Origin of the sequence: Microcoleus sp. Pol12A5 (genome assembly GCF_036701435.1) — a bacterium.
Classification (GTDB): Bacteria; Cyanobacteriota; Cyanobacteriia; order Cyanobacteriales; family Microcoleaceae; genus Microcoleus.
In genome coordinates this window covers 1-26253 of the sequence record NZ_JAUBQU010000046.1, presented here as the reverse complement: position 1 = coordinate 26253, position 26253 = coordinate 1, and the positions used below count along the sequence as shown (strand labels likewise).

The window sequence follows — 26253 nt, the reverse complement described above, 5'->3', positions numbered from 1 at the left end:
TTTGATCCTTATATGTATGGAGATAAAAAGGGCAGTCAGGCTAGCTTGGGTTTTTTTGGCTAAAACTTTTTTAGTTTCTGTATTCAATTATACTGTTTTTTAAGATGAATTCGTTGAATTTACAAAAATTAATATTTTGAGGGGCAGAGGGCAAGAAAAAACCCGCCGCAGCGGGTTTAATCGAGCTTTTGACTAATTCGAGCCGCGCCCGGAGCGAAACTGCTTCGGTTCCGAAGAACTACCCGACTGTCACCTGATCGGTTTGCACGTTTGTTGCACCTTCTTCAGCAGAGGCGATCGCTACCAACTTGTCAAGAATTTCCTGACTGGGAACTTGACCTTTGAGAACAACTGTGCTGCTGAGCTGAGCGACATAAACAGTCTCGATATCAGCAACTTCTGCATCGCTGTCAAAAGCTAAAGCAACCCGCTTCGCTAAGCCACTCTCGTCAAAGTTTCCGTCTGGGCCGACTTTAGCAGGAGCGATGGATTGCGCTTGTGCTGCTTGCTGTACTACTTGTGCCATCGGTTCAGCCGGGGCTTCAGGCTTTTCGAGTCCGAACAGTCTTTTAAACCAACCCATATTAGTTGAGTCTCCTGAAAATACACTTTTTCCAAGATAGCTCTAGAATTCCAAAAGACTCGTAATTGTTGCAAAACTCAGCGAAATTTATCAAAATGTTTTATCGGGAGACTTTTACAATCTAAAATCTTAAATGGTATCTAGATGTTGATGTTGCTATTTGATGTATGGGATGATCGCTCCGCCTTGGATAGCAGAGGCGTAGTCGAAGCAGTTCCCCCACTGTCACCTTAAAAAAAACTGCACAACGCGCCGGAATACATTCTCGGTTTGTTTAACTACGCGGGACATCTCCTGCACGTCATCGAACTGTGTCCACCGATACAGGGGACGGTAGGCCGCGCTTAATTAAGGGTAGTCCTGCATATAGCAATCCTTGCATGAGTCGTAAATTTTTTACCCCACCCAAACCCTCCCCGAACCCGCTCGCTGGGGAGTAATAAATTCACAAATGATGCGAGGATTGCTATAAGTAATTATGCGATTTGATCTAACCCGGTTTGTAAAAGGAGATGACAGGCAAAAATCACTACTTGTTTACCAATTAGCAATTACTAATTTCCAATTACCAATTACCAATTACTAATTCCCCGTTAGAGATAATTAAATCTAACTCTTAACTTTTTAGATAATATTGTTCTGCTTCCGACCAATTCAGCTTAAGCAACGAATCATCTCCCCAGGTCAGTTTGAGACTCGGCTTAATTGCTTCCACGCCCAAAGCGCTAATAATCTGCGCTGCTACTGCTTTCGCCAATAGCGGCGGTACAGAATTTCCGACTTGGCGAAAACCGTGCCATTTTGTCACGTGAAATCTAAACCAGTCAGGATAGGAATGCAGTCGCGCAGCTTCCCTGACAGTAATGCACCGAGGCGCGATCGGGTGAATCGGTCTCGGCGAAGTATAAGCCCCCCTAGCTCGGTCGGTTCCAGCCCTGAGAGTGTTGCAAACTCCCTGGGGGTGAAGCTTATAAAAACGGCTGATCGGCTCTTTTTCGCCGTGTTTGGCCGCCTGAAACCTTTCCATACATTCCTGAGAATGTTTAGTTCGCAAACTACAAGAGAGAATTTGTCGATCGTACTCGCGATCGTAGGAATAATCATCCTCCAAACCATCAATCCCGCGCATTATACTCGCATAAGCGCTGCACTTGCCGTACTCCGCGATTACCCAATCTCGGTGCAGCAACTCGCTGTACTTTTCCACTTCCGGCAAATCTCCAATTGCATCCCAAACTGTCGGGACAGCAGGTAAATTAACTTTTTTATAGCGTTTAGGAATTTTATTTTTTGGCAGTATCGTAGTTTGCTGAGGGTATTTGGGTAGCTCATAACCTGCTTTGCACCCAATCAGAAACAATCGTTTGCGAGCTTGTGGCACTCCGTAGTGAACCGCGTTGAGAACTTGATAGTTTTCTTCTACTTGATAGCCTGCTTCCAGAAAAGAGCTAATTAAAATATTCAAGAGTTCTTTGTGTTCTCCTGATGCAATTCCCGGCACATTTTCCATTACGAAAAACTTGGGTTTTAGCTCCAAAACTAAGCGTTTAAAGTGAAAAATTAGAGAATTTCGTGGGTCGTCCACCTCGCGCTTGCCCATCATGGAGAATCCTTGACAGGGCGAACCGCTGATTACTACGTCTATCTCGCGCCGCCCGATCGCCGATTTTTTCCGAATTTCTGAACCCGTAAGCTGTGTGACATCTTTGCACAGAATAGAACACAGCGGGAAATTAAACTCGTGTGTGGCGCAGTGAATAGGGTCAATTTCGACTGATGCAAGTACATCAAAACCTGCTTGTTCAAAGCCCAGGGTCATGCCGCCCGCGCCTGCAAATAAATCAACAGCGATCGGTCGCTTTTTCCGATTGCTTGGCATAACATTTCAATAACAAAGTGGCTTTAATAGAAATTAAAAAAATTAACCTGGTTTTTGGTAATAAATCTTGGGTTTGTCAAGAAGCTATACACAAAGAAACCGGGTTTATACATAACTTTTCAATACCAAAATTGCTTTAAGAAGCTGTATTTAAGTTGACATTTTTCATTATTTCCGCAGCGGCCCGATCGCACACGCCCACCTCTCCGAGACTTTCGCGCATTTCCCGATAACCTGCCAAAGTTTGCTGGCGTCGATCGGCATTTTGCAGCAATTCCAGTGCGTGATTCACTATATTTTGCGCAGTAGCGTCGTCTTGCAGCAACTCCGGGACGATCGGCTTCATTTGCACCAAATTGGGCGGAGACATAAAAGGAATCGAAAATTTCAGCACGTGGCGAGCAATAATCGCCGTAATCGGACTGACGCGATAGATGACAACTTGCGGAACATCCAGCAAAGCCAACTCCAAATTAACAGTACCAGATTTAGCGATCGCCAGATCGGCAGCCGCCAAGATTTCCAGAGTTTGATTTTCTAACAAAGTAGCCCGCAAACCGTAATTCTCGATCGCTTTTTCGATTTTGCTGCGGAAAGCTTTGTTAGCAAGCGGAATCAAAAAATCAACTTCCGGCAATTTAGCTTGAATAGTTTGAGCTGCCTCAAATATAACCGGCATCAGGTACTTGAGTTCTTGGTGTCTAGAAGCGGGAATTAGGGCGATCGACACCTGTTCCGGCCCAATTCCCAAAGTTTTGCGGGCAACTTCCCGGCTGGGCGCAGATTGCATTCTATCCACCAAAGGATGACCAACCCAACTCACTTGGGCTCCTTTTTTTTGATAATAACAAGCTTCTTCAGGAAAAATTGCCAAAAGGTGGTCGCAAATATTGACAATCAAATCAGTATTGCGAGGAGAAATCGACCAAACCCATTCTTGAGGTGCAATGTACCAAATCACCGGCAAATCCGGCAAACAGCGACGGATGTAGCTGCCAATGCCGAGATTTGGAGTCAAATAATCAATCAATACAACCGCATCGGGGCGGAATTTTTTGAGATATTGTTTAGCTTTTTCCTGAACTTTGATTGTCGGCAAAATATAGGGTACAGATTCTATAAGGCCCATAGAACCAATGCCCACAGTATCGCCTAAAATAGTAGCCCCAGCTTCTGCCATACGAGGCCCGCCCAATCCTGTTATTTCTAACTCTAAACCAGCGGCCACAGCGTGACGTTTTAAGGCTGCAATTAACAAAGCTCCTTGCAAATCCCCAGAAACCTCACCCGTGCTGATAAAAATTTTCATATTCTCACTTTATACAGGTAAGATGTTTGCTAATAACTCGGTAACAGCATCATATTGATCCGGCATATTAGCACAGCGTAGCAGTAATTCTAAGTCCACGCCCGGAAGGAATGTACTCTGGCAAATCTCTTCATAATTTTCACCTGTTAAGTCATAGAGAGATAACTGACTATTTTGCCAAAACCAGACTTCCCTAACGCTCAATCTTTTGTAAAATTCTAAAGTATTTGTCCCGCCACTGGTAATTACCACTTCAATAGCAATATCTGGGACTCTTTTTGGGGTTCCTATGTCATAGGAATCACCCGGCTCTTTTCTACCGCCTAATTCTCTGTTACCGAGAGTCGGCCCGCCCTTGCCGTAAAATCGAATCCCATTTGCTCTCATATATGCCTCTAGCAGCATACAGAGAGTGCTCTTGATTATTTCGTGTTCGGGCGAGACAGTCATAATTTGCAGTTTTTGATCGAGATAGAAAAATTTCACACCTCTGACATCTTTAAAAGCTGCTTCTATCGCTTCAAATTGCTCCCAACTCACATCTAAGAACCTAATGCAGCCATCTTGTTCTGTTTCAGGGGACGTAGATTGGACTGAAGTATAAACATTCATTGGGCAACAGTCGCTTAGTTCCTAGGTTTATTCTACATCATTCACTTTTTGCCAGGAATCAAACCGCGCCGCCCTTTGGTTATAGACTGCTGCACAAATCTCCGCAGGTGCTGCAAGTGGGCGTTTTCTGGTAACAAATCCAACTGTTCAAAAGCTTGATTTAGAGTGTAGCCAGAATGGTAGAGAATACGAAAAGTTTTCTTCAAAACTAGCAAATCTTCTTCTGTCAAACCAGCGCGTTGGAGACCGACTTTGTTGATTGCTCGCACTCTCGAAGGATTCCCCTCGACTAGCATATAAGGAGGTACGTCTCGATCGATCCTGCTCAAGCCGCCCACCATAGACAAGCGACCGATGTGGACAAACTGGTGAACGCCCAAAACACCGCTCAAGCGGGCTTGAGACTCGATTTTAACGTGTCCGGCTAAGGCTACAGCATTGGCGATAATTACTCGATCGGCGATCGCGCAATTGTGTCCCACATGAACATAAGCCATCAATAGATTATGATTGCCAATAGTCGTGCTTTCCCCGGCTCCAGTAGCGCGGTTAATTGTCACATATTCCCGAATTTGATTGCTGTCGCCAATTTTCACCCTAGTCGGAGAACCCTCGTATTTCAAATCTTGAGGTTCCAAACCAATCGCCGCACCGGGGAAAATTTGATTGCGAGCGCCTATTTCGGTTAGCCCGTCGATAATTGCATGGGCACCAATCTTAGTATCAGGCCCGATTTTCACTCTTTCCCCAATTACAGCATAAGCTCCCACTTCTACAGTCGGGTGAAGTTCAGCACCGGGATGAATCACAGCAGTTGGGTGAATCAAAGTAAGCATTTGTCAGTTGTTTTGCTGGTAAGTGGGAAGGAAGTTTGGCAACGCGCAGTGTAAGGGATTAAACTGATTTAACGGAGGGATGTTGAAGCAAGAAGGAAGAGGGAAGAAGGAAGAACGAAGAAGGAATTTTTTTAATTTTAAGATTACTTCCTTCCGAGGAAGGCTTCGCGGTTTCAATTTAAATTGAAAACTCATAACTTAAAACTACCCCCAAGCCCTCACTAATTCCAAATTTAATCTACCATCGAAAACGTCAATTCTCCTTCACAAACTTTTTGTCCGTCTACTTCACCCAGAGCCTGCATTTTTGCGAAGCGGCGGCGTTTTACCCACAGCAATTCTACAGTCATCAGCAACTGATCGCCCGGTACAACCTGACGACGGAACTTGACTTGATCGATTCCGGTAAACATCCACAATCCTTGCTTGATGTCGGGCAACTGAGCGAGAACAATACCGCCAACTTGAGCCATAGCTTCAACAATTAATACCCCAGGCATAATTGGCCGTCCGGGAAAATGCCCTTGAAAATGTGGTTCGTTGAAAGTCACATTTTTAATTCCTATAGCCTTCTCGGACGGCACGTAATCAACAATCTTGTCAACCAGTGCAAAAGGATAGCGATGAGGCAATAATTTCTGAATTTCTTCGAGTGTAAAAGTAGATTTAACCGCTGGAGACTCCTCACCTTTTTCAGTGGGGACGGATTCAGAATTAGCAGTATTGAGGGTGTTAACTTCAGTCAGCGTGGACATTGCTTGAAGACTTTTGAGTGTGGTATGGCAGAAGGAATATGCAATCTTAACAGATCGCGTGTTTTTTCCTAACTTTTATCTAGCGTAGCTAGAGCTTGCGATTTCAGGGCTTGGGCGAGTTGGACGTGCAGGTTGTGACTGGCTTTGTAAGCCAAGTAGTGAGCTTTTGGCCAAGTTCCGAGCAGACTGAGGTCGCCTGCTAAGTCTAGGATTTTATGGCGCACCGGTTCGTTGGCAAATCTCAAGGGCGGGTTGAGCCAGCCGGATCGATCGCAAACTAGGGCGTTTTCTAGGGTACCACCTTTGATCAAACCTGCTTGTCGCAATTGGTCAACTTGGCGAGCAAGTCCAAAAGTGCGGGCTGGGGCGATCGCCGTCGCAAAACTTTCTGCCTCTGGCGACCAACTGTACCATTGATTGCCGATCGCCTGTTCCTCAAAATCAATTCCGTAACTAAATCGAGTTTCGGCTGAGGGTAAAGCCACTGCAAAAGCATCCCCGTGGCGCACCCAAATTGGCTGTTCTAGGACGAAGGAGGAAGTGGGGTCTTGCTTCGATTCTTGAGGAACTAAGCCGGTATGGGCGATCGCCTCTACCCAAACCAGAGCCGAACCGTCCAGCAGCGGCAATTCCGCCCCATCAACCTCAATTCGAGCATTATCCGCTCCCATCCCCGCCAAAGCTGCTAATAGATGCTCTACAGTGCGAATTTGAGCATCGATACCTGCCAGTTCAGTTGAAAGTGCAGTCTGACAAACCGCCTCAATTTTTGCAGGAATTATCGGAGCACCGGGCAAGTCTATTCTGACAAAATAGCGACCTTCCCCAACCTCCGCAGGCAAAACTCGGACGCGAGTTTGTTCGCCGCTGTGCAAACCGATTCCCGACAGTTCAAATTCAGATTTTAAGGTACGTTGAATAGTCATTAGTCAGTCATTAGTTAGTAGTCAGGAGTCAGTAGTTAACAGTCAACTGTCAACGGTCAACTGTCAACTGTCAACTGCCAACTGCCAACTTAGAATCGCTCACCAATGCCAAAGTGAATTTGATTGTCGCCAGTGTCGTTGATACCGTAATCGATCCGGATCGGCCCTAAAGGAGATTGAATCCGTACACCGAGGCCGTAACCGTAACCGCTACCGGGCTTTTCGCGGATACCTGCAGGGTCGCCAGGGACATCTTTGCCCGTGCCCAAGTCAGTGCCAGCATCCAAAAATAGCGCTCCGCCGATAAACGAAATAATCGGGAAACGGTACTCAACGCTGGCTTCTAGGAAACTGCGACCGGCTCCCATGTCGCCTTCGGCGTACCCGCGCACCGAGTTGGCGCCGCCCAAGGCAAAGGCTTCGTAGGGAGGCAAATCTCCGAATACGGTGCCGCCTCTAAAACTGAATGCCAGGGTTTGAGGGCCGGGGGTAAAGTTAGTGTACTTGACTGGTAGGTACAAGCTGTAGCTGGCTCGCAGGCGGTTTAAGAGGATGCTGCCGGAACCTACAGGAATCGATTGTTCCATCCCAAACCTGAGCAGGGAACCGCTAGTGGGGCGGAGGGGGTCGTTGCGTCGATCGCGCACAACACCTGCTTGCAGTGTTGTCAAGTCATCCGATCCCGAATCGCTAAAACTTAACAGGTTGCCGAGTTCGTCCCGGGATTCGCGCCTGCCTTTGCGATCGGTAATTGAGACTCGCTGGTACTGCAAGCCGAGTGAAGCCGTCCACTCAGAATCGGCAAAAGGATTGCGCGACAGAGGACGGGTGAAATTGATGCCGGCCCCGGTGCGATTGATGCGAGGTCGATCGTCGTTGGGCAATCTGACTTCCCGTTCGCCACCGTCAAAAATCACGCTGATCGATCGTCTTCTAAACGCATTAATCGTATAAGAAGTCCGGTAAGGATCGCCCGCAATCCAGGGGTCAGTAAAACTCACGTCAAACAGATTTTGGCGTTCCCCGATTTGTACTTCAGCGCCCAACTTCTGGTTCCTACCGCCGAAGTTTTGCTGCTGGTAACTCAGCGTACCGAACAAACCCGTCGCGGAACTCAAACCCGCACCAGCCGCCAAAGAACCAGTATTTTTCTCGATGACGTTGACAATTACCCTTGCCTTGCGGGGGTCAGTCGTTCCCGGTTCCAAGGCAAGTCGCACGTCTTCAAAAATTCCCAAACCAAACACCCGTCTCAAATCTCTTTCCGCCTTGGTGCGGTTAAAGATGTCTCCGGGCTTGAGTTCTACTTCGCGGGTGACGACAAAGCGACGGGTGTTGCCTCCGATCGGCTGACCCGTGGCATCTGTTGCCTCTCCCTCCTTGTTCAGGAAGCGGACATCAACTGATTCGATCTGGCCTTCTGCCACTACCAGGGTGACTGTGCCGTCGTCTCCTACTTGTGGGGCATCAGTGATTTGGCCCAAAACATAGCCGTTCTCTTGATACCACGCATTAATTTTTTTCACTCCCTCCTCAAAGCGGCGGAGGTTGAGAATTTTGCCGTATTGATCGCGGAAGCTTTCGTCAATTACGCTTTGGGGCAGCACTTGCTGACCGGTGATTGTCACTCCCCGCAATACCGGATTTGGCTGCACAATAAAAGTCACCCGGACGCCCAACGGGGTGTCTTCCGGTACTGCCCGCACGTTTCTGAAAAAGCCTGTGGCAAAAATGGCGTTGATGTCTTGTTGCAGTTGGCTGCGGTTGGTCGTGCGTCCTGGTTGGGTGCTGATGACTCGGTAAATTTCACTTTCCAAGTCTTCTGTCGCCCCGGTGACTGTAACTTCTGCAACTAGCACTTGCGGTTCTGCCGGCCCGGCGGGTGCGGGGGTTTGTCTGGGCTGCGGTGCTGGGCCAGGGGGCAATGGGGGAACGGTGTTAGCCGGCGGTCTGGTCGGGGCCGGTCTGGGGGTAACTTGGGCGTTTTGAGCGATCGTCCCGGATTCCTCTGGTTTCGCTAGCTCTGCTGCGATCCAGGCGGGCGTTACAGCCGCTTCCGATGGGGGGAGCGAGCTGTCCTGTTGCGCGTCTTGCAGGGCGTTTTGGCTGCTAGAGGTGGGGGAGGGGTTGGATGCTAGCTCGGGTTTTAGTTCAAGGATCGGAGGAGAAACCGGGGAGGGCGGGTCTGTGACTACCCTTGGGGGTTCGCTGTCGCCTTCTCCTCTGGCAGGGGCCGCAGCTATTTTTAGGGCTTCCCCTTTGCTGGTTTTAGCGGCTTTGCGGTTTTGAGGAGGGTTTTGGGTTAATTCTGGAATGGGGCGATCGGGTAATTCGATCGACGGGGCGGGCGGAACGGCAGCCAAAGCTTCCTCTGCTGATTCAGAGTAGGATGTTTGGCCGCTTGCAGAATTTGATAACCCGAATGTTGCTGAGGCAGTAAATACTGCCACCAATACAGCAGATAAACGCATTTTTGTTCACTTTTTTGGGCAATCCACACACCACATTAGTCATTAGTCATTATTCATTAGTCATAGTCATTAGTTATTAAGTCGGTTGAATCTCGCGCTGACCGCTAATTGATGACTGTTGACCGCTGATTGCTGACATCAAAGGCACAAGGGTGACAAACTGTGCAATTCTAGCGCATTACCAAGACCTCTAGACTTTCTGAGCGAGAACCCGTTGGAGAACTTGCTGGTAAGCGGTTTCTACCGATCCTAAGTCGCGGCGGAATCGGTCTTTGTCCATCACACGGGCGTCTGGGTCGGCTTCTGCGTTGTCCCAGAGGCGGCAGGTGTCGGGACTGATTTCGTCGGCGAGGATCAGATTTTGATGTTGGTCGATACCGAATTCTAGTTTGAAGTCTACTAGGGTAATGCCGCACTCGGTGAAAAATTCTTTTAGTATTTCGTTAATTTCGCGGGCGCCCATTTCTAGTTGGTCTACTTGTTCGGGGGTGGCTAGCTGCATTAGCAGCAGCCTGTCGCGGGTCAGCAGCGGGTCTCCCAAATCGTCGTTTTTGTAATAAAACTCCACCAGCGGCGGATTGACAATTGTGCCGAGGGCAAGTCCGGTTTGCTTGCAAAGACTGCCGGCGGCAATGTTTCTGACTACGACTTCCAAGGGCAAGATTTGGACGCGACAGACTCGCATTTGGTTGGGGGTCGGCGTGTCGATGAAGTGGGTGGGAATGCCTTTGGCTTCTAGCATCCGAAACAAGTGGGCGGATATGGCGCAGTTGATTTCGCCTTTGCCGACGATGCTGCCGCGTTTCTGGGCGTTAAAGGCTGTGGCGTCATCTTTGAAGTGTGTCAGCAAAATTTCGCTGTCTTCGGTGGAGTAGAGGATTTTGGCTTTGCCTTCGTAGAGTTTGCGATCGGCTGACATGGCGATTAATAATGTAGATGAGTTTTAGATTTTACCGTAGCTCGATCGGGTGTTATTGGCGAGTTTTTGGATCTCCGCTGCACCGCTCATTCTCTGACCAAGAATTTCTTGAGGGTACAAGCCCCCAGATTTATCCGTGGAATCAATCCAAAATCTAAAATCTAAAATCCTCAAGCCCCCGCATTTATCCGTGGGGTCAATCCAAAATCTAAAATCTAAAATCTAAAATCGAATGACGGGCGAGTACGCCTGCAGGTAGATACTGTCATCGGCTCAGGCATAAATGATTCTTGACAAAGGACAATAGAGATTAAACCTGCTGGGCTCGCGATCCGTGCTGACTAAACATCGCCAACGAGACGGGCGCTTAAAAAACATCTATAAAATGGCTGATTTATGCAAGACAAAAAAATTCATATTCTCTTGGTAGAAGATGATGAGGTTGATGTGATGAACGTCCGGCGAGCTTTCAAAAAAAATAACATCGTCAACCCCCTCTACATTGCTGCCAATGGATTAGAAGCTCTAGCTATATTACGTGGAGAAGGAAAAATAGATCCTCCAATGCCTCAAGCCCGTCGGTTGATTTTGCTGGACTTGAATATGCCGAGAATGAGCGGGATCGAGTTTTTGCAAGAATTGCGACTGGATGAATGTTTGAGGTCGATTCCGGTGATCGTTCTCACCACTTCTAATGAAGATAGAGATAAAGTAAAAGCTTATAATTTGAATGTAGCGGGATATATTCTTAAACCTGTTACTTTTTCTAATTTTGTGGAAGTGATGGCTACCCTCAACAGATACTGGATGCTGAGCGAAATTCCCTAACTAAAATAGGGGATTTTTAATAAAAATTTTTCAAGGGAGCTTTATGATTTTTCAGCTATGCAGTTGTTTTAATTCCTTTTTCTCGACAGCAGCTTTTTCGGAGTAATCCACAATTCTGTTTTTATGGACAAAATTCTCACAATTCTGATAGTTGATGACGATGCAGTCGATCGCATGGCGATCAAACGTTCGCTCAAGTCCGCTGGTGTTTCGGCAGCAGTTACTGAAGCAGAAGACTGCGCGGATGCGCTGGCCCAACTCTCGGTCAATAAAAATTATCCCCAGGCTACTGCTAAACTATCCAAACAAAATAAATCTCAACTTTTAAGCGAGGTTGATGAGATAGAAAATGGGCTGCTATTAAATCAAATATTTGAATGCAAATTTGACTGCGTATTGCTCGACTACGGATTGCCGGACGGAGACGGACTGAGTTTGGTAAAAAATCTACGAGAAGCGGGGCTGAAAGTTCCCTTAATTGTTCTCACAGGTCAAGGCGACGAACAAATTGCTGTGGAATTAATGAAGGCTGGAGCTTCTGATTATATTGCTAAAAACAAGCTTTCTCCAGATAGTTTGTCTCGCAGTTTGTACAATGCCATGCGCGTGTACCGCGCCGAATCTCAGGCGTTTCATACCAGTCAAAAACTCAAGGAAAGCGAGGAACGCTACAGGTTAGTTTTAGAGGGAGTGAACGACGGAATTTGGGATTGGGATTTAAGTAAAAATGAGGTTTATTGGAACGATCGCCTTTTGGAAATTATCGGTTTGTCGCGAAAGCAATTTGGCAGGACTATGGACGCTCTATACAACCGCCTGCACCCCGATGACAAGGAGGGAATAGTAGCGGCGATCGCCGCTCACTTGGAACAAGAAATAGACTATAATGTAGAATTCCGGCTGTTACACTCGAACGGTGCTTACCGCTACTGCACTTCTCAGGGAAAAGCTCAACGTAATTCCCAAGGACAAGCGCTGCGAATGGCCGGCATGATTAGCGACATTACTGAGCGGAAACAGGCGGAAGATGCTCTGGAAAGGGAACGGCAGCAACTGAGACAAATTATTACTTGCGTGCCTGTAGCAATGGCGATGTTCGATACACAAATGCGCTATATGGCTAACTCTAAAAAATGGGTTAGTCAATTTAATTTGGACTTGCCGTCTCTGAATAATTTTAGCCATTACGAATTGTTTCCAGATACGCCGAATCGCTGGAAAGTAATGTATCAACAAGCGCTCACAGGTCAGGTAGTTTCTGTGAGCGAAGATGCCTGGGAACGAGCAGACGGATCTGTTCTGTACCTGCGGTGGGCTGCTCACCCTTGGTACGATCCAGACGAGAAAGTCGGGGGAATCGTGATGGTTGCCGACAAAATTAATGAGTTGGTGGAAGCGCGGGAAACGGCCTTAGAAGCGAGCCGGGTGAAGTCGCAATTCTTGGCGAACATGAGTCACGAAATTCGCACTCCGATGAATGGAGTTTTGGCAATGGCTCAATTGCTGCTGCGCGCTCCTCTGGAACAGAAACAGCGGGACTGCGTTCAGACTATTTACCGCAGTGCTGAACATTTGCTGAATGTTATTAATGATATCCTCGATTTCTCTAAGATTGAAGCGGGAGAAATGCGACTGGACAAGGCTAATTTTGATTTGGATAGTTGCGTTGAGTCGGTGATAGAAATCATAGCGCACTTAGCCGAAGAAAAAGGTATTGAATTAAATATTTTAGTTGACAGCTCAGTTCCGAGAAAGTTGGTGGGCGACGCGGGCAGATTGAAGCAAGTTTTGCTGAATTTGACGGGGAATGCCATAAAATTTACCGATCGCGGTCAAGTTCTAGTTCACGTAACTGTGAAACAGGGCAACCGACTGGCAGACGGTAGACAAGAAGCAAGATTGCTATTTTCCGTGCGGGATACTGGCATTGGAATTTCGGCAGAAGGGCAAACAAAGCTGTTCCAATCTTTTTCTCAGGTAGACGATTCTCCTACTAGGCCTTACGGCGGGACGGGTTTGGGTTTGGCTATTTGCAAGCAGTTAGTGGAGATGATGGGAGGCGACATTGGAGTTCGCAGTTTGCTAGGCAGCGGTGCTACTTTTTGGTTTACTGTACCTTTGGAAAAACAGTTGCAATTTGAGCCTCACGATCCCGAACTTGCGGGCAAGAAACTGTTAGTAGTCTCTGGAAGCACTTTGAGAAGGGCAGCGGTGCGATCGCTCGCTCAAAGTTGGGGGGCTCGCTGCGATGAGGCAGAAACTCCTGCTGAGGCTTTGAGTTGGTTGAACAATTCCCAGCGCGGGATTTCTCAGCCTTCAGGGGAGGGGGGAAAAAGCTGGGACGTGGTGCTTGTGGACTTGCAAATGCCAGAGTTAGATGCGGAGGAATTTGCGAGGAAAGTGCGATCGACCTCTATAGTTGGCTCGTTAATCGCCATGACTGCTTTGCGGGAACAGCCCAAGGCTGAAGTGCTTTGCAGTCGGGGTTTTAACGGGTATTTGATCGAGCCCGTGCGACCAAGCCACCTGCTTGAGGCAATGCTTGCGCCGGTGAAGAGAACGGGAGAGTTTGGGAGAGTGGACCCTACTAATACTTGCAAGTTGTCACCAGTTAATTATCAATATGTTACTTCCAATTCGCCGTCATCGCTGAGAATTTTGGTGGCGGAAGACCACCCGATCAATCAACAAGTTCTTGTCGAACAGTTGGCAGTTTTAGGCTATCAGGCTGACTGCGTGGTCAACGGTCAAGAAGCGCTGGAGTTGCTCGCAAAAAAAAGCTATGATTTAGTGCTGATGGACTGTCAAATGCCGGTACTTGATGGTTACAAAACAACCCAAAAGTTGAGGCAAATCGAAGGAAGCGATCGGCATACTTTTGTGATGGCTTTAACTGCTCATGCTATGCCGGGGGAACGAGAAAAGTGTCTGGCGGCGGGGATGGACGATTATCTCAGCAAACCTGTAGATTTAGATGCTTTGGCCGCGGCACTGAAAAAGTATGAAGCCCTAAATGTTCATGGTGAAAATAAGTATGGAGTTAAAAGTATTAATTCGGAAAATAAATCTCCATTAGCAACAAATTATACAGAAGTTGTGGAAAAAGCGCAGGTTGTGGCTGGACCGACACCAAGGGCGATCGGACTTCAAACTTGGGAACATAGAGACTACGACGGACTGTTCGACAAGAGCAGATTGGAGCAACTCGGGCGAGTTAATATTAAATTGCCCGAGCGACTTTTGCAAGCTTTTGTGGCAGACGCCCAAGCTGATATGGCTGCTGCCAAACTAGCTCTAGAAGCTAAAGATTGGCAAGCTGTGGAATATCAAGCCCACCGTCTCAAGGGAACTTCGGCTAATGTGGGAGTTGCTCTGATGTCGGATTTGGCAGCACAATTGGAGCATCAAGCGCGAGGCTTTCAATCTAAACCATCAGAGGTGGAATTATTAAATATTGAGAGGGTTGAAAACATATTAGTGAGTTTGTCTAGTCATTTAGCCCGGGTTCAAGAATTTGTGGAAACTCGAATGTTTGGTTAATATCTTACTCGCTCGTAGTCGATATTAGTCGGCGATTAAAATCGCCCTCACAAAAACGAAGTCCTTCTATAAAAGACTAATAAATAAAGCGGTATGGTACGGAGTGTGCATCCTACATATAGAAAATCTAGGAAAATTTTGTTTGTTTCTTCACTCCGTGTCCTCTGCGTTCTCTGCGGTTAATTAACAATAATTAATTTAGCTATGAATTACGATACCAGTACAAACACTATTTTAGATAGCGATTCATTAGAAAATGATGAAAAACTGCTAACGCCTTTGATGATTTTTGGTCGGGAAGTTTTATTGTACGAAAACAAGGCTATCTCTGAGCAAGATTCTGGAAACGCTGTGCTGTACCCGGTCGATGAAATCAATAATTTAGGTGTTGACAATCTCCTAGCAAAGGTGGCTCGCTGCTGTCGCGAGAGCCAAGTGGGAAAAAAATTACCGACGGCTTTTTACGTTCACGTTTCCGCTTTGCAGACACTCAACCCTGTCCTCGGAATCTACGAAAATTGTGCCAGACGCACTCTGGAAAATATTGATGAAGCAACTTTAGTGAAAATTTCACTCCATAAACCTAAAATATCTTATCTTTTTTACCCTGATTTCGATACAGATGCTCATCCTTCTTTGCAAACCAGTATCCAGATTAACCTAGCAACTGGGGAAGTTAAATGTTTTGATTACAGCAACAGCGAAAATCCCCCGGTTTTGCACCGTAAGGAAACTTTTGTAGCTGCGGATTATCCCCATTACGAAAAGTTTTCGAGGCTGACTCGCTGCGAGGAAAAGTGGGGGCTGCTTGACAATACTAGCGTTATCGGCACTCGCGAGGGTTGGCTCAAATACTTGGGATATTGCGGTGTAGAAATCCAAGATCATACTGTTGTCGAGCGTGTGAAACAGGAGAATAGCGAGGTATCAATTCCTAAGATCGAGCGGCACAAAGCCGCAATGGTACGCAATTCGCTTTCTAAACCTCTGCGTCTGGTTTTAGAAGCTGATTTAGTGAGGGACGGGGCGACTTTTTTTGACTACGGTTGCGGTTACGGCGGGGATGTTAAATATATTGCACAAGAGGGTTATGCTATTTCTGGTTGGGACCCATACTATCAGCCGGATACTCCGCGAATTTGTGCTGATATTGTGAATATTGGTTATGTGATTAATGTCATTGAATCTTTGGCGGAACGCCGAGAAGCTTTGCTGAATGCTTGGGAATTAACTAAAAATTTATTAGTTGTGGCGGCTCAGGTTTTGATTGATGATAGCGATCGAGGCCAAATTGCTTACGGGGATGGGGTGATTACTTCTCGGAATACTTTTCAGAAGTATTACGAACAAGAAGAGTTAAAAGTTTATATTGACCAAGTTTTGAATGTTGATGCAATTCCTGTGGCTTTGGGGATTTATTTTGTGTTTCGGGATGCTGCGGAGGGTGAAGGTTTTCGTGCTTCTCGGTTTCGATCGCACTTATCGACTCCCAGAGTACGATCGCAAGTTAAGCGGTTTGAGGATTATTCGGAAATGCTGGCTCCTTTGATGGCTTTTGTGAGCGATCGGGGCCGCCTTCCTGTTAAAGGCGAATTAGCTGAAGAATCGGTAATTAAAGGGGAATTCCACAGTTTTAATCGCGCTTGGAGGGTGATTTTGCAAGCAACGGATGCGGATGATTGGGAGAGAATCGCCGACAAGCGCCGCCAAGATTTGCTAGTATATCTAGCTCTCAACGGTTTGGGCGATCGACCTTCGATGCGCCGACTCCCAGCTCAAATCCGCAACGACATCAAAGGTTTGTTTGACAATTATCAAAAAGCTTGCACTTTGGCTGATTTAATGCTGTACAGTCTGAGCAAACCTGATATTGTGGCTGACTGCTGCGAAGATAGTGCGATCGGCTACAAACAGCCCGGTTCCCTTTCAGTTCACGTCTCTGCATTAGAAGAACTAGACCCTTTGCTGCGACTCTACGAAGGCTGCGCCAACCGCACAATTGGCCGACTTGACGGCGCGACAGTTATCAAATTTTACGCTCGCAAACCTCAGATTTCCTATTTATTTTATCCCGATTTTGACACTAACCCCCATCCAGCCCTTCACACTTCTATGCACATAGATTTGCGCGATCTTTCTGTGAGCTATCAAGACTATTCTGATTTGTACAACCCGCCAATTTTAGTTAGGAAAGAAGCTTTTGTTACTGCTAGTTATCCCCATTACGAAAAGTTTGTGAAACTCACCCGCCAAGAAGAAAAGTTAGGTATTCTCGATCGTGGCGTAGTTAAGAAACATCGGGAATGGATGAAGTGTTTGGAGGAAAATTGCGTTAAAATTAAGGATCATAAGTTGTTTTGGCGATCGAATGCTGATTCAGAAAAATTGAAAATGCTGCAAAAAGCAGCGTCGGAACGCCAGCAGAAAAAGATTGAGCTGAAGGCAGGAAAGATTGAACAAACCGCAGAGAGCGCAGAGGGTACAGAGGAAGGAAAAGAAGAGGGAGAGGAATAGTTATGGAAGCAGAGTAGGATTTTAGTTAGGGTAAGCGAGGGCGATCGATCTAACATTACCTCGGAAAACTCGGATCTCAGCTATGAAAAGTTTGACATTCAAACGTGAAGTTATGATGAATCTACGCTCCGCGACTTCCGCTGATTTGGATCTGTTACGACACTGGGATGAGCAACCTCACGTAATTGCCTCAGATCCTAACGATGACTGGGCTTGGGAGGTGGAACTTGAGCGCGCGCCCGATTGGAGGGAGCAATTGATTGCTGAAATCGATGGTCGTCCGATCGGATTTGTCCAGATTATTGATCCGGCACGTGAGGATAGCAACTATTGGGGTGATGTCACGGCGGATCTTCGTGCAATTGATATTTGGATTGGGGAACAAACCGATTTAGGCAAAGGCTATGGAACACAAATGATGCAGCTTGCAATTGCCAGATGTTTCGCAGATCCGGCGGTGAAAGCTGTCCTCGTCGATCCGCTTGCCAATAATACTCGCGCCCACCATTTCTATGAACGTCTTGGCTTTCAATTTATCGAGTACCGAAAGTTCGGTGACGATGATTGCTTTGTTTATCGCCTGAACCGAGTAGATTGACACCATGAATTGACCTCGCATTGCTGTAGTAGGAGTCCGTGAGAGGCACAAATCTACAATTTTTTTTTGAGCCGTGATTTGAGAATATTAGATGTTCCTTGACGTAATAGATTAGAAAGTTGTTGTCATAGTCGCTAAAAATTAAGCTAAATTCAGGAATGATTGAACGAACCGTAGAGGACGCAGAGGAGGGGAAAGAAGATGGAAAAAAGGTTCAGATTGAAGCAGTTGAGCGTGGTTAGGATTGCTATAATGACCTCAGCGCTCGTTAGAGTCGATAAAAAGTAGCAGGGCAAAGAAAGTCAGCACCCCGGTTGAATTTTAGGCGGTTAAAACCGCTATCTCGCTTTCCTCTCAGTTCTCGCATAGACTGAGTTTCTAGCTTCGGAGGTTTCTCATGAAAATAATTTGGGAAAGAATTCATAATTGGCTGGCAGCCAATGCACCTCAAGTGCTGAAAAGTCTTAAACCAGGCGCTACTGATGAGGAGATTTATCGGGCACAAGCATTTTTTGGTGTAGAGTTTCCCGAAGATTTCAAGCTGTCTTACCGCGTGCATAACGGTCAGGATGAAGAATCTTATTCCCTGTTCCCCCACTTGGAGTTCCTCTCTCTCGAAAGCGCGATCGAAATATCTGAAAAATGGCAGGATTGTTCAGACGATAATTTTAGGTGCGATCGTGAAAATATTTTTGAAGGAATCTGGAACGGTTGGTGGAACCAGAATTGGATTCCATTCACAATGGAAAGCAATGGTGCTTGCGAATGCGTAAATTTAGCCCCAGCAGCAGGCGGAAATGTTGGACAAGTCATTATTGTTGAGTGGCAGGAGCCTACTAGAGGGCTGATTGCACCTAATTTTCGCGTTTATCTGGAGACCTTTACAGATGCACTAGAGCGAGGAGAATATCGGTTCTCTGAGGATGGTTATGGGTTAGTCGTAGTTGACGTTGAAATACTCGATCGTGCAGTTGATAGTGCTCGATAGCGTCAGTCAGTCAAGTGTCAAGAATCAGCGTCTATTGAGAGGGGTAAGTATGTCAAAAATAATTTGTTACTGTACAGTAACAAACCTGAAACTATTGATGTACAAAGCTGTGAGAGTAGTGCGGATAAAAGGACTTGAACCTTCACTCCTTTCGGAACCAGAACCTAAATCTGGCGCGTCTGCCAATTTCGCCATATCCGCATTTAGACATTCAATTACTCTAGCACACAACAGAGCGATCGGTCAATCGATTTGAGATTTTAGATTTTAGATTGAAGAAAGCGACCCACTGATAAATCCGCAGGGTTATGACCAAATTGCTCGATCGCCCAACATCGAGAAACCCGGTCATTTTTGGACACCGGGTTCAATCATGAGTTATCGCCACAGCAATTTTCCGTATTTTTCACTCGTCGCTTACTTTTGGCCCAGCGCCTTCCAGGTTGTTTCGTCCACCATGCCGTCAACCGTCAAACCCTTAAATTTCTGAAAGTTCTTGACAGCCGTAGCAGTGCGAGCGCCAAAAATACCGTCGATCGGGCCCGGATCGTAACCCTGCATTTCCAAACGCACCTGTAACGTCTTCACCTTGGAACCGACAGCGCCTTTATTTAGAAGAGTTGGAGGATTGCCGGAAACAGCAGCATTGCTCAGAATTGGAGCATTGCTCTGCACAGTTTCAGAAGCTGATGCCGGATCTGCTGCTAAGGCTGTCCAAGTTTCTTTATCCACAATGCCATCTGCGTTCAAACCCTTAGACTGCTGAAAGGCACGAACCGCCGATGTAGTGCGAGAGCCATAGGTACCGTCGATCGTCCCTACCTTGAAACTGTGTACCTGCAAGCGCTGCTGTATGGCTGCAACTTCTGGCCCGTCAGCTCCCGCCGAGATAGTTTTTTCCTTTTTCACTGGCGCCTGCTCGCCCGCGTAAAAAGGCTTGTTAAACATATCTCCTTGGGACTTTCCCTCGGCCGAGGCTGACGCACCCGGATCGGCGGGAGCAGTAAAGTCTCTGCGGTACTGTTCCTGCACCAAGGGTTCGGAGTCGAAAGCAGCAGTGGCCTTTCGGGTTAAGCCGGGAACGAGCAGAGCAATCAAGCTGAAAATTGTAACAGTAGTCACACGCATAAATTTCATCCTGTTAGTGAGGTTTGACAAGGTTTCGCTGTTTTCATGTTTCTAAATCTAATTGTATTACCCGGACTGCTTTCTGAAACATATAACAAAGGAAGAAGGAACAAGAGCATTTCACTTCGTGATCGGGTAACAAGAAGTCCGAGAAAAGGGGTAATAGACCGTATTGGTTTGGACCCTTAAGAAAGTTCAACCTTCTGGCGCGGTTGCTATATCTGGCCCGGTCTCTAGAATTTCGGCAATAGGCACACCAGCACTCAGAAGTTGCGAGTTGGAAGTTACGTGTTTGAAGTAGGGGCAAGTTCCCACTCTTCCTAGTAAACCCGGTTGATTTCGAGATGTTTCGTGACCAAAGTCCATATTTTCGTATAAACTACGTATATTAGCCTCAGTCTTATGGTACAAAACCTGCTGTCATTCACAAATCTTTACAGGCTGATTGTGTAGAAAGTCGATCTGTGAAAGGCGAAGTTTTTTCCTTCTATCTCTCCGTAATACCAATTTCGGTTGTATCGGAATTATTTAACCCCTATTGACGCAAAGGATACAGAGAAAGGGAAGAGAGAGATTAATAATTCCGATGCCAACGGATTTGATATAAAAAGCAAAACTCGGCAGTTATCGGTTCGCGTGTTCTGCCAATAAAGCCTTCGCTTTCGGCTTGTAAATCAGATAAAACAGCGATTCTATGTAGCGAAGCATATCTTCGCGGTTTTCCTTGGACGAGTAGTTCCAGAAACCGTAAGTCCGCGACAGCGTCAGCAGCTTGGTAGTATGAATTTTCCAGGTATAGGTGCTGTAAACTCGGTCAATTCCTCGCGTTGAAATTTCATACCAATAGTTGGGATTGTGTTCGCATTTCGATAAAAAATCTAGAAGTTTTTGGGCAGTCTCCTGGTGGTTGGTCGGGTTGATATAAAACCCATTTACGCCATCTTGAATAATTTCCAGCGGACCGCCAAACTGCGTCCCGAAAGTGGGAATACCGGTAATCATTGCTTCGAGAATTGTCAAGCCGAAAGCTTCAAATAATGCTGGCTGAACAAATATACCTTGGGCGTCGGCGATTACCCGGTAGATTTCGCCGGACAGGCTTTTGGAAAGCCTCACTCCCAACCAGCGAATTTTACCGTGAAGGTTGTATTGGTCGATAATTGCGTAGAGCTTTTTAATTTCTTCTGCTTCTTCGTAGTCTTCGGTTTCTTCGATCCGCAGCTTGCCAGCTACTAGAATTAAGTTGCATTTTTCTTGCAATTCCTTGCTTTTTCCAAACAATTCTGCTAAGCCTGTCATGTTTTTAATCCGATCGAGCCGCGCCATCGAAAATAAAGGGCGCTTTTGCGGGTCGTCGAGTTTTCCAAAGACTTGTTCGGGGTCTTCTAGAGTAAACAGCAATTCGTTGAGCCGATCGCGATCGCCTTGCACCCGGTCTTCGATCCGCGTGTAGGGAAAGTACACACTTTCGTTAACTCCCGGCGGCACGACGTTAAATTTAGGGCTGAACAGTTCAATCCCGTTCACAACGTGATATAAGTCCGGCATCGTAAAACAATGGTAAGATTCGTACTGACCGACACTATCGGGTTGGCCCACAATCTCTTGATAGGTGCTGCTGACAATACAATTAGCTGCATTCATAGCAATTATATCAGCCGTAAATTGCAGCGAAAAATGGTATTTTTCCTCTGATTCTTGCCAGTAGAGATTGCTGAACAAATATTTAGATTTTTCCAGCGCGTGGGCAATATTGCACTGAGTCGTTTTGAGTTTGCGAGACAGCAAAAACGCTACCAAGTTGCCGTCGGAATAGTTGCCGACAATTAAATCTGGTTTGCCCTGAAACTCAGCGAGCAGTTCTTTTTCTGCATCGATCGCGTAAGTTTCCAAATAAGGCCAAATCTCGAATCTAGAAATCCAATTTTGAGTCAATTTGGGATTGAACTCCCGGAAGGGAACCCGCAAAATCCAAGCATTTTCTGTGCCGTGAACTTTTTCCAAACGTTGGTTGCAGCGCGTACCGTCGCTGTTAGGAATTAATCGGGTGAGAATAATTACTTTAGGTTTGACTTCTAAACTATCGAGACCTGCAAGATGAATGTCTTCTTGCAGTTGTTTCTCTAAACTCTTGGCTTGATCGAGGACATAAACTACCTGACCTCCCGTATCCGGTCTCCCCAAAACTCCTTCTTGGCCGAACCAGCCGTGAGGAGAAACTAGGACGATTTTGAAAATCATTGGGATGCGAGAAATAAATGCTTCTAGGGTTTGCGGATCGGGGGAATCAATTAATTCGTCAAGAATTTCTAGGGTTTCTTGCACGCGGGCGGCAGTATTTCCCCAACCGGCTTCGAAACCCATCATTTGCAGCACCAGTCGAAATCTTTCGTAGGGTTCTTCTTCAGAAAGATCGCTGACAAAGGTGAGGGCTTTTTTGACTTGTTCTGAAAGTTGTTCTTGGGATTTTATGCGCTCGTTAATGAGTAATTGTACGCCGTTGTAGCGGTGAATCCGCAAGAAATTAAATAGAGTTTCCTGCCACTGTCTGGCGTCTTGGAACAGTTTGCTGGACAGGTAGCGGTTGAGGAATTGCACTCCTTTGCCGATGTTTTTGGGGTCGCGAATTTTGGGGGAATAATCGTAAAAAGGGCCGAAATCTAGTTCGAGAATGTCGCCTTCTTGGGGGTGAAAGTGGTTGACGAAGCGATCGCGCACGTCGAGCAATTCTTGCACTGTCATCTGCTCAACAGTCAAGTCGTCTGCAACTCGCACTATTTCCATTGTAGCAATTTTTGGTCGCAGCAGGACGCAAAGACTGCCATCTTCGAGAATAATTTCCTGAACGTAGTAAATTAGTTTGCTTAAAAGAGAAGATTGATGGAACTGTTCAGGCTTTTCGTATTTGGTGCAGTAGGCGGCAAAAGCGTTAACTATGTCGTTTCGCAGTAAATATTTGTTTCCCAAAGCGCGTAAATCGCTGACAAACTGACGCAACTCGGTTTTTTCGTCGCTGGCGATCACAGCCTGAAAAAGTTCAGACATACATACTCCCTTATGTAAGACTTTTGATTTCCGCTGTAAAATTAGGCGATACTCAAACAGTATCGCCCGTTTTTTCAGCGGCTACTTTTTTTGTAATTTTAAAGTCTACAATCTGAACTTGCTATCCCTCAAATGACATAAAACTCCCCGTATTTGTGGCGAATGTAACGGATAAAGGGATCGATAGTTAAAGGTGAACCTGTAACGCGATCGATCAATTCGACAGCAGTGTATTTGCGGCCGTGCTGGTAGATGTTTTGTTTGAGCCAGTTGTGGAGTACGCTAAAATTGCCCCGTTCTATTTCTACGGGAATTTCAGGATTGATTTTTACTGCTGTTTCGTAGAATTGAGCGCTCATCAAGTTGCCGAGGGTGTAACCTTGGAACATTCCGCCGATCGTACCAACATACCAGTGAACATCTTGCATGGCGCCTTCGCTGTCGGTGGGGGGGACAACGCCGAGGTCGGTTCTATAACGTTCGTTCCAGGCTTCGGGGAGATCTCGCACTGCTAGTTTTCCCTCTACCATTGCCAATTCTAGGTCAAAGCGGATGGCGACATGGAGGTTGTAGGTTACTTCGTCGGCGTCGGTGCGGATGAGCGATCGCGAGACTTTGTTAATTGCCCGGTAAAATGCGTCAGTGGATACGTGTCCCAACTGTCGCAAAAATACCCCTTGAAGTTGCGGGTAAAAACATTCCCAAAAACCGCGACTGCGCCCGACCAAATTTTCCCAAAGTCGCGACTGACTTTCGTGCACGCCGGAGGAAATCCCGCCTGCCAGAAGCGTGCCTTCAAATTCCGGGGAATTTCCGAGTTCGTAGAGGGCGTGTCCGGCTTCGTGAATGCTGCTGAACAGTGCTTGATCCAGGTGGTCTTCATAGACGCGGGTGGTAATTCGCACGTCGTCTATGGAGAAGTTGGTCATGAACGGGTGCAGGGTGGTGTCTTGCCGTCCCCGTTGGAAGTCAAACCCCATGCGTTCTACAACTTTGCGAGTGAATTCTAGTTGTTGGAATTCGGGGAAGTCTTGGTGCAAGCAGGAGTCGTCGGCCGGTGGTTGCGAGGTGATGGCTTCGACTATCGGCACTAATTCTTGACGCAGTTTGGCGAAAAGCGGGCGCAGCAGAGATACTTTCATGCCGTAGTCGCTACGATCGATCAAAGGATCGGCGATGTGTTCGTAGCCCGGGAAAAAGTCAGCGTATTGCCTGCTTAATTCTAGGGTTTTTTCGAGATACGGCTCAACGGCTGCGAAATTGTTGGCTGCCCTGGCTGCGGCCCAAGCTTCGTAGCTGTCGGCTTGGTGGCGGCAGAGTGCGGACATGAAGGTTGCGGGGACTCTGGAGGCGCGATCGTAGTCTCTGCGGGCTATGCGGATCAGGCTGGCTGCGGTGGAGTCGTAGGGGAGGGTTTGTTCGTAGAAACGCAAGTCTTCTAAGAGTTCGCCTATTTTTGGATCGGTAAATTTTTCGTGGGATATTTGTTTGAGAGTAGCCAACTGGCGGCCTCTGGCACTTGCACCTTTGGCAGGCATATAGGTTGCTTGATCCCAATGCAGTAGCGACGAGACTGATTCGATGTCGTTAACTTCTCTCAGGTGGGCTGCCAGTTGAGCGAATTTGGCTTGAGTTTTGTCTAGGGTTTGCATGATGGGGGTTTATGGTGCTGTTTTGCCTACAAAGGTTGCAGTGCGGCATCGGTATCCATCAATCATTGCTACCCTGAAATCAAGCTAAAAACCGCACTTCTTCCCGTATTGTACGCAATTTAGAGTCATTTTTGCACAATTTCCGGTATTTATGCGGATTGAGTTCGATCGCCTTGGATAAGTTTTCGATCGCCAGCCCGATGCTGTTAGCCACAAGTTCCTGGCTGTTTGTGAGCTCGCCTGCTTCTTTTTCCAGGGCGTAAAGGCAAGCTTTTTGATAGTACAGGTTTGGATCGTCGGGTTTGAGCGCGATGATTTTATCGTAGGAGGCGATCGCGTCGGTAAATCGTTGAATTTTTTTGAGGGCGACGGCGCGGTTGTACCAGGCTTCCGTGTTGTCTGGTTGCAACTCTACGGTTTTGTCCCAAGAGGCGACTGCTTCTTCAAAGCGTTGTAAGTTGGCCAAGGCTAAGCCGCGGTTGTAAAAGGTTTCGCTGTCGTTTGGCTTGAGTGCGAGAGCTTTGTCCCAGGAGGCGATCGCTTCTTCAAATTCTCCCATTTGGGCGATCGCCGTGCCGCGTTTGTTCCAGGCTTCGGCGGAATTCGGCCGCAGTTGCAGGGTTTTGTCGTAGGAGGCGACGGCTTCCGGGTAGAGTTTTTCATCGGCTAGGGCTAAGCCGCGGTTGTACCAGGCTTGATGCAAGTTTGGTTTAAGTTCTATCGCTTTGTCGAAGGAGGTGATCGCGGCTGTATTTTGGTCGGATTTTCTCAGGGCAAATGCTTTGTTGTACCAAGCTTCGCAGTAGTCTGGTTTGATGGCTATAGCTTTCTCGTAGGAGGCTATCGCTTCTGATAATTTTTCTAAGCTGACGAGGGTGTTGCCGCGGTTCGTCCAAGCTTCGGGGTAGCTGGGATTGAGTTGGATCGCCTTTTCGTAGGATGCGATCGCTTCTGAGAGTCTGTTGAGCTTCCGCAAAACGTTGGCCCGATTATACCAAGCTTCGGGATTGTTTGGTTTGATTTTTAGGGATTGGTTGTAAGCTGCGATCGCTTCTTCTAGCTGGCCCAATTTTTTGAGGGCTACGCCTTGGTTGTACCAGGCTTCATAAAATTTTGGTTCAAGTTCGATCGCTTCTTCCCAAGATTCGATCGCTGCTTGGAATCGTCCCATTGCTTCTAGGGCGTTGCCGCGATCGTACAATGTTTGAGCCTTTTGGGTGTTGACTGCTATGGATTTTTCCCCTGAGTCGATCGGCTTTTCTATGCTGGCTAATTTTTGCAAGGGGTTTCACCTCTTTATTTTCTGTCTAATTGATTGTTTTCTTTTTTATATGCGATCTTTTTCGCCTTTGAGTGCTTTCGATCGCGACTATTTGGTTATTTATGGCAATTTTACAGGAATTTGGGGACTTTTTCAATTTTTTTCATTATAATTTTAGACCGGGCATTTGTAAGTATAGATTAATACTAATTTTTTATAGGACTGCGTAGAAAATAGGAAAGGGCGATCGCACTGAGGTGTGACAAACCTCACCCAAGATATCATTTTCACGTAACCCTTTTGAGCGATCGGCGGTTGAAACCGCGTCTTGTGGTAGTGCCCTGAAGGAAAGGATCAGAGTACGTTATGATTAGAGAAGTGTTTGCCATAGCGTGATATGACATTAGAA

At 46.8% G+C, this 26253-nt stretch carries 18 protein-coding genes and 1 tRNA gene; 5 read left to right on the top strand and 14 right to left on the bottom strand.

What is annotated here, in order from left to right; genetic code table 11:
* Positions 1-238 precede the first annotated feature (238 nt).
* From QUA45_RS14515 to purC, 9 genes are all read right to left on the bottom strand, one after another.
* On the bottom strand, positions 239-583 hold the full coding sequence (locus QUA45_RS14515; protein ID WP_333096175.1) for a BON domain-containing protein: 345 nt from the start codon (positions 581-583) through the stop codon (positions 239-241).
* A 616-nt stretch (positions 584-1199) separates the two neighbouring features.
* Entirely contained in the window at positions 1200-2462 is a 1263-nt protein-coding gene (locus QUA45_RS14510) for a DNA cytosine methyltransferase (protein ID WP_333221237.1), read from the bottom strand.
* A 136-nt stretch (positions 2463-2598) separates the two neighbouring features.
* Positions 2599-3771, bottom strand: coding sequence for a lipid-A-disaccharide synthase (gene lpxB / locus QUA45_RS14505; RefSeq protein WP_333096173.1), 1173 nt, complete (start codon positions 3769-3771; stop codon positions 2599-2601).
* A 9-nt stretch (positions 3772-3780) separates the two neighbouring features.
* The gene (locus tag QUA45_RS14500; RefSeq protein ID WP_333221235.1) at positions 3781-4383 is read right to left on the bottom strand and encodes a Uma2 family endonuclease; all 603 of its coding nucleotides are present in this window, start codon (positions 4381-4383) and stop codon (positions 3781-3783) included.
* A 41-nt stretch (positions 4384-4424) separates the two neighbouring features.
* The gene (lpxA, locus tag QUA45_RS14495) at positions 4425-5219 is read right to left on the bottom strand and encodes an acyl-ACP--UDP-N-acetylglucosamine O-acyltransferase (protein WP_333076244.1); all 795 of its coding nucleotides are present in this window, start codon (positions 5217-5219) and stop codon (positions 4425-4427) included.
* 233 nt (positions 5220-5452) lie between these two features.
* Positions 5453-5974, bottom strand: a complete 522-nt coding sequence (gene fabZ / locus QUA45_RS14490) for a 3-hydroxyacyl-ACP dehydratase FabZ (protein WP_333096171.1) — start codon at positions 5972-5974, stop codon at positions 5453-5455.
* Between the two features lie 68 nt (positions 5975-6042).
* Complete coding sequence (gene lpxC / locus QUA45_RS14485) at positions 6043-6900, bottom strand: UDP-3-O-acyl-N-acetylglucosamine deacetylase (protein ID WP_333221233.1); 858 nt, start codon at positions 6898-6900, stop codon at positions 6043-6045.
* Between the two features lie 89 nt (positions 6901-6989).
* Positions 6990-9371, bottom strand: coding sequence for a BamA/TamA family outer membrane protein (locus tag QUA45_RS14480; RefSeq protein ID WP_333096169.1), 2382 nt, complete (start codon positions 9369-9371; stop codon positions 6990-6992).
* Between the two features lie 190 nt (positions 9372-9561).
* A complete protein-coding gene (gene purC, locus QUA45_RS14475) occupies positions 9562-10290 on the bottom strand; it encodes a phosphoribosylaminoimidazolesuccinocarboxamide synthase (RefSeq protein WP_333221231.1) in 729 nt (242 codons plus the stop codon).
* A 396-nt stretch (positions 10291-10686) separates the two neighbouring features.
* Here purC and QUA45_RS14470 point away from each other — a divergent pair, with 396 nt between their 5' ends.
* The 5 genes from QUA45_RS14470 (at position 10687) to QUA45_RS14450 (ending at position 18758) form a co-directional block, all read left to right on the top strand.
* Positions 10687-11118, top strand: coding sequence for a response regulator (locus QUA45_RS14470; RefSeq protein ID WP_333076249.1), 432 nt, complete (start codon positions 10687-10689; stop codon positions 11116-11118).
* Between the two features lie 123 nt (positions 11119-11241).
* Positions 11242-14658, top strand: coding sequence for a response regulator (locus QUA45_RS14465; RefSeq protein ID WP_333096167.1), 3417 nt, complete (start codon positions 11242-11244; stop codon positions 14656-14658).
* A gap of 204 nt (positions 14659-14862) precedes the next feature.
* A complete protein-coding gene (locus tag QUA45_RS14460; RefSeq protein WP_333096166.1) occupies positions 14863-17172 on the top strand; it encodes a DNA phosphorothioation-associated putative methyltransferase in 2310 nt (769 codons plus the stop codon).
* Between the two features lie 82 nt (positions 17173-17254).
* Entirely contained in the window at positions 17255-17770 is a 516-nt protein-coding gene (locus tag QUA45_RS14455; protein WP_333096165.1) for a GNAT family N-acetyltransferase, read from the top strand.
* Between the two features lie 397 nt (positions 17771-18167).
* Positions 18168-18758 carry an SMI1/KNR4 family protein gene (locus tag QUA45_RS14450; RefSeq protein WP_333221229.1) on the top strand — a complete coding sequence of 197 codons (591 nt, stop codon included), beginning with the start codon at positions 18168-18170 and terminating at the stop codon, positions 18756-18758.
* A 119-nt stretch (positions 18759-18877) separates the two neighbouring features.
* Here QUA45_RS14450 and QUA45_RS14445 read toward each other — a convergent pair.
* From QUA45_RS14445 to QUA45_RS14425, 5 genes are all read right to left on the bottom strand, one after another.
* Positions 18878-18959 (bottom strand) — tRNA-Leu (locus tag QUA45_RS14445).
* 216 nt (positions 18960-19175) lie between these two features.
* Entirely contained in the window at positions 19176-19886 is a 711-nt protein-coding gene (locus QUA45_RS14440; protein ID WP_333101027.1) for a peptidoglycan-binding protein, read from the bottom strand.
* A 624-nt stretch (positions 19887-20510) separates the two neighbouring features.
* Positions 20511-22931 (bottom strand): sucrose synthase, encoded by a 2421-nt coding sequence (locus QUA45_RS14435; RefSeq protein WP_333221227.1) that lies wholly within the window; start codon positions 22929-22931, stop codon positions 20511-20513.
* Positions 22932-23059: 128 nt separating this feature from the next.
* Positions 23060-24583, bottom strand: coding sequence for a carboxypeptidase M32 (locus QUA45_RS14430; protein ID WP_333101029.1), 1524 nt, complete (start codon positions 24581-24583; stop codon positions 23060-23062).
* A gap of 79 nt (positions 24584-24662) precedes the next feature.
* On the bottom strand, positions 24663-25865 hold the full coding sequence (locus tag QUA45_RS14425; RefSeq protein ID WP_333101031.1) for a tetratricopeptide repeat protein: 1203 nt from the start codon (positions 25863-25865) through the stop codon (positions 24663-24665).
* Positions 25866-26253 lie beyond the last annotated feature (388 nt).